At 49.8% G+C, this 5,333-nt stretch carries 4 protein-coding genes; all 4 read right to left on the bottom strand.

The annotated features are described in order from the left end of the window. On the bottom strand, nt 1-1,500 hold a 1,500-nt coding region (locus H5U02_13815; protein ID MBC7343499.1), incomplete at its 3' end, for a ribonuclease J. Between the two features lie 189 nt (nt 1,501-1,689). Further along, complete coding sequence (gene aspS, locus H5U02_13820) at nt 1,690-3,504, bottom strand: aspartate--tRNA ligase (GenBank protein ID MBC7343500.1); 1,815 nt, start codon at nt 3,502-3,504, stop codon at nt 1,690-1,692. A gap of 14 nt (nt 3,505-3,518) precedes the next feature. Then, a complete protein-coding gene (locus H5U02_13825; protein MBC7343501.1) occupies nt 3,519-4,799 on the bottom strand; it encodes a histidine--tRNA ligase in 1,281 nt (426 codons plus the stop codon). 105 nt (nt 4,800-4,904) lie between these two features. Then, on the bottom strand, nt 4,905-5,333 hold a 429-nt coding region (locus H5U02_13830), incomplete at its 5' end, for an MBL fold metallo-hydrolase (GenBank protein ID MBC7343502.1).

Raw genomic sequence — 5,333 nt, forward strand, 5'->3', positions numbered from 1 at the left:
CAGCACCTCAGCCTCTCGAACATAAACAAAACCTCGGGTAACAATGTCCGGACCAGATATGACCATACCACTATCCTTGCCCAAAGTGACCACAACGATCACGATCCCGTCCTGTGCCAACTGCTTGCGGTCCCGTAAAACCACATTACCGACATCCCCTATACCTAACCCGTCCACTAAAACCCGGCCAGCAGTAACGCGAGAACTCGTAACTCCTCGATTAGGGAAAAGATCAAGAACTTGGCCGTTTTCAAGTACAAAAATGTTCTCTTCCGGAATGCCCAGTTCTTCAGCCAAACGAGCATGCTTCACCAGCATCCGGTATTCGCCATGAATGGGAATAAAGAACTTAGGGCGGACCAGATTGATCATTAGCTTGAGCTCTTCCTGGCTGGCATGACCAGATACGTGAATACCCGAAACCTCCTCATATATTACATTAGCCCCCTGTCTGAACAAATTATCTATAATTCTGGCGATCATTTTCTCATTTCCAGGGATGGGGGAAGCAGAAATCACCACTGTATCGCCAGGGATGATTTCCACATTCTTGTGCTCAAGCATGGCAATTCGCGTTAAACCTGACATGGGCTCACCTTGGCTACCAGTAGTCAGGATTACCACCCGGTTTTGAGGCAAAGAGCTAATATCACCGATGTCCAGCAGAGTTCCTTTGGGAACCACGAGGTACCCCAAGTCAGAGGCAATACTGATAACGTTGTTCATGCTTCGTCCTACCACTGCTACCTTACGGTTGTACCGCTGAGCAGCACTTATTATCTGTTGAATCCGGTTGACGTTGGAGGCAAAGCTAGCTACAATAATTCGCCCCCGGGCAAATCGGAATATTTCATCAAAGGTCTTAGCAACGCTGGCTTCCGACATCGTATAACCTGGCCGCTCCGCGTTGGTGCTGTCCGAAAGCAGCGCCAGAACCCCCTTTTCGCCCAAAGCTGCAAACTTAAAGTAATCCGTCAAACTTTGATCTACTGGGGTCTGGTCAAATTTAAAATCGCCAGTGTGAACAATTGTTCCTGCTGGGGTATGGATAGCCACAGCCACTGCATCAGCTATGCTGTGGTTCACCCGGATAAACTCCACCAAAAACGGGCCTAAACGCAAGCTGGTCTGGGGATCGATGCCCTTTAGCTTAGCCGACCCCAATAGCCCGGCTTCGCGCAACTTTGCTTCTAAGAGCCCCAAAGTTAGCTTGGTTCCGTAGATTGGCACATCTAGCTCCCTAAGCAAATAAGGTATCCCCCCGATATGGTCCTCGTGGCCATGGGTAAGGATGATTCCCTTTACAGCCGCAGCATTCTCAATCAAGAAGGACATGTCGGGGATTACTATATCGATGCCAAGCATCTCATCTTCCGGAAACATGAGTCCACAATCAATAACCAGGAGAGACTCGCCAAATCTTACTACGGTCATATTCTTACCGATTTCCCCCAGGCCGCCCAGGGGAATAATTGAAACCTTTGCTTGATTTCTTGCCATTCATACACCTCCGGCTACTCTGTAACGCTTCGTATCTTGCCAAAAAGATATGAAAAAATATATGCCGGGCTCGACTGTCACCTGCCCGGTATAGTGGTTACGTATATACCAATCTCAGTATAGCCTTTTAGTATATCTAAAACAAGTTGCGCATTTAGGCGTCAGTGTCAACTCAATTTCTTCGCCAAATCATGGCAAGGCCCCACTAGCCTTCCCGGTTGAAATTCGGTTAGTGCGGAGGTGAAGTTCTCGAAGTTGATCTTCGGATACTTCTGCTGGAGCGTCAGTCAAAAGATCGGTTCCGCTTTGGGTCTTTGGAAAAGCTATTACATCCCGTATGCTTTCACATCCCGCCAGCAACATAATCAAACGATCCAGGCCCAAAGCAATGCCTCCATGCGGGGGCGCCCCATATTCAAACGCCTCCAGCAAGAAACCAAATTTTTCCTGGGCCTCCTCCCAGCTCAGCCCAATGCTGGAAAAGACCTTCTCCTGGACCCAACGGCGGTGGTTACGTATGCTGCCCGACCCCAACTCAATTCCATTTAAGACCAAATCATAGGCCAGAGATCTAACCTCTCCCCTTCGATTCGCCATTTCTAAGAGAGGTATGTCTTCTTCTACTGGAGCTGTAAACGGGTGATGCATGGCCGTCCAACGTTTTTCTTCCGGAGCATACTCAAGCAAAGGGAAATTGGTTACCCAAACAAACTTATGCTCACCAGCAGGTATCAGATCCAACTTTTCTGCCAGTAAACACCTGAGCCGACCCAACACGAAGTTGGTCAGGGAAGCCTCGTCGGCTACCAGGAGGAGCAGGCTTCCGGAGGAGGCATCCATTCGTTCAATTATCCTGTTAACCAAGTTTGGCTGAAAAAACTTCAAAATTGGCGACTTCGGTCCTTGGTCGGTAGCTTGTATCCAGGCTAATCCCTTGGCTCCAAGTTCCTGTGAAGTCTTTACTAAAGCATCTATTTCTCTCCGGGGAAAAGATGCTGCTCGGGGAACACATATCCCCTTGACTTTGCCTCCTTGGGCCAAAACCGACCTAAAGACCTGAAATTCAGATTGGCCAGCTAGATCGGTAATATCGACCAGCTCCATTCCAAACCTTAGATCAGGCTTATCGGTCCCATATCTATCCATGGCCTCCTGCCAAGTCAAGCGCGGAAACGGCGTGGACAATGTCTCTCCCATGATTTGCTGAAACAAAAAGTCAAATAGAGCCTCAATGACTTGGTAGATATCTTCCTCGTCTATAAACGACATTTCCAGATCCAGCTGGGTAAATTCGGGTTGGCGATCGGCTCTGAGATCCTCATCCCGAAAGCATCTGGCAATCTGAAAGTACCGTTCTATACCAGCAACCATAAGCAACTGCTTGAAAAGCTGGGGAGATTGCGGTAAAGCATAAAAAGTGCCTGGCCGCAACCGACTGGGCACCAAGAAATCCCTAGCCCCCTCAGGGGTGCTCCTGGTTAGCATAGGAGTTTCTACTTCGATAAAACCTTGGCTATCTAGGAAATCGCGAATGGTTTTAATGATTCGGTGCCGTAGGACCAGGTTATACTGCATGTTAGAACGCCGTAAGTCGAGATACCGGTACTTGAGCCTGAGTCCCTCATCAGCTTCCAAGTTCTCCTCGATGGCAAATGGAGGCGTCTTGGCTGTGCTCAGTACCTCAATAGTCTGAGCATAAATTTCTATTTCTCCGGTGGCCAGCTTTTCATTTACGGCCCCAGCCGGCCTCTCTCTAACTTCACCTTTGGCGATGACCACATACTCGGGACGAACCGATTCAGCAATCTTGAAAGCGGAAAAGCTATACTGGGGACTGCACACCACCTGAACAATACCCCAACGGTCCCGTAAATCTAGGAAAATCACGCCGCCATGGTCCCGACGCCGATTAACCCAACCTGCCACCGTCACTTCCTGACCCACGTCTCGTACCCTGAGTTCCCCACAGTTTCGATTCTTCTTCATTTTCGTACGTATGTCCATGCCTGCTCCTCCCGCTAGGCGTTAAAACTTGACTGCAAGAAAGAAACCAGCTGGTCAAGGTCTACCTCCTGCTGGCTACTATTCTCCATGAATCGCACAGCTACCCTCCCGCGCTCTAACTCCGACCTTCCCAGCAACACCACAAACCTAGCCCCAATCCGATCAGCGTATCGCATTTGCGCTTTAAGGCTCCGAGCAATCAAGTTCATTTCGGTTGGGAGGCCTGCATCTCTTAAGCGGGTGGTAAGTTGAAAAGCCAAGCTACGAATGTCGCCATAGGCATTGCCTGTCTCCGCAATAGCAATAAATATCCCTTTGGCAGCCGATGGTTCCTCCTCAACACCCTGGTCGGCCAGCGCCAAAAACGCCCTTTCCAGTCCTAATCCAAACCCGATACCGGAAATCGATGGCCCGCCACAGGCTTCTACTAAGCCATCGTAGCGGCCGCCGCCCCCAATCGAGCTTTGAGCCCCAATGCCCTCAACCATAATTTCAAAGGTAGTTCTGGTGTAGTAATCGAGTCCTCTTACCAGATATGGGTCCCATTGGTATTCAACTTTAGCTAGCGAAAGCAGATCCCTAACCGCCTGAAAATGAAGGGAGCATTCGGGGCATAAATAGTCGGAAAAGCGCGGCCCAGTAGCAACAATATCTCTACAGCCAGCATCCTTACAATCTAGTATCCTCAAAGGGTTCCGCTCTAGTCTTCTGGCACAAGTAGCACAGAGCTCGTCCTTGAGAGGAGTAAGATATGCGAGCAGTTGGTCACGGTAGCCAGATCTGCATTTCGGACAGCCAATACTGTTTATGTGCAAATCAAGCTTTCGTAATCCCAAGCGAGTGAAAAAATCCATAGCTAAAACTATAACCTCGGCGTCAACAGCTGGGTCCTCAGATCCTAGCACCTCAACTCCAAACTGGTGAAATTCCCGTAGCCGTCCTGCCTGAGGTCTACCATATCGATACATGGGCGCCAAGTAATACAACTTGGCCGGAAGAGGCTGCGCATGCATATGGTTTTGGATAAACGCTCTAACCACCGGAGCAGTGCCTTCCGGTCTAAGAGTTAGACTCCGCCCGCTTTGATCCGTAAAAGTATACATCTCTTTGTCTACAATATCGGTGTCTTCGCCAATACCTCGAGTGAAGAGCTCGGTGTGCTCGAGCAGTGGGGTACGAATTTCTTCGTAGCCATAGACACGAGTAATCTCCCGAATGATGGCCTCGGCCCGGTGCCACCTTGAGATTTCCAAGGGAAGTATGTCATTCATTCCCCGAGGACGAGTGGTCAGCAAATAGTGCACCTCCAAATAACAACCTCCCGTCCAGCAGACGAGAGGTCAAACCGGCTACCTTCATTCTAATGAACCTATTTCCAGCTGTCAAACCCAAGGTATAGCCTAGCTGAGGAACGGGTTGTATTTCCGCTCCTCTCCTATGGTTGACGACGGGCCATGACCAGGGTAAATTATTGTCGCGTCCGGATAACGCAAAAGTTTACGAACGATGGACTCTATCAGAGTCTTGTAGGAGCCGCCGGGGAAATCGGTTCGGCCAATTGAACCCGCAAACAAGCTATCGCCCGTAAACAGGTTGGACCCCACTTTCAGGCTGATGCCGCCGGGAGTGTGTCCGGGAGTATGAATGACCTCCAACTCCAAACTGCCTGCCTTAATAATATCTCCTTCATTTACCAGCATGTCCGGCGGGGGACTGGGTTTTAGTTTTCCAGTAAACGCCAGGAGGCTTTGCATCGGGTTTTTCAAGGTCTCAGCATCAGCAGGGTGGATTGCCAAGGTTGCCCCGGTGGCCTCTTTCAGCAAGCCATT

The organism is Clostridia bacterium (assembly GCA_014360065.1).
Classification (GTDB): Bacteria; Bacillota; DSM-521; order Neomoorellales; family JACIYF01; genus JACIYF01.